The sequence below is a fragment of the Pseudomonas sp. PME37.24/025 genome (assembly GCF_055556615.1).
This window is the reverse complement of the sequence record NZ_JBVHNK010000197.1, coordinates 1-271: the sequence shown is the minus strand read 5'-3', so window position 1 is coordinate 271 and position 271 is coordinate 1. Positions and strand designations below refer to the sequence as shown.

Sequence of the window (271 nt, the reverse complement as noted above, 5' to 3'; positions counted from 1 at the left end):
TCACGGCGTTCTCGCGTCCGGGGCGCTGGTTCACGCGGCTGGCATGGCCGCTGAACCGCGCGATCCAGCGGCGCATGACGGCACGGTACCTCTGCACCCTGGATTCGCCGACGCGCTGACGCACCGCGCCCCGCCGCACCCCGGGCGGCCCGGACACAACGAAGGACATTCGACCCTTTCGGGCCGCCGAGGGCTGCCCCGGGACACGGATTTCCTTCGTCGTGCACCGGAACCGGATGCCACCGGCCGCGCACAACTCCGGCAAACCCGA

Annotated in this window: 1 protein-coding gene; it reads left to right on the top strand. The window is 71.6% G+C overall.

Features of this window, described 5'->3' with window-relative positions; translation table 11 throughout:
* On the top strand, nucleotides 1-119 hold a 119-nt coding region (locus tag ACZ3HH_RS30050; protein WP_465810226.1), incomplete at its 5' end, for a DUF1990 family protein.
* Between the last annotated feature and the right edge of the window lie 152 nt (nucleotides 120-271).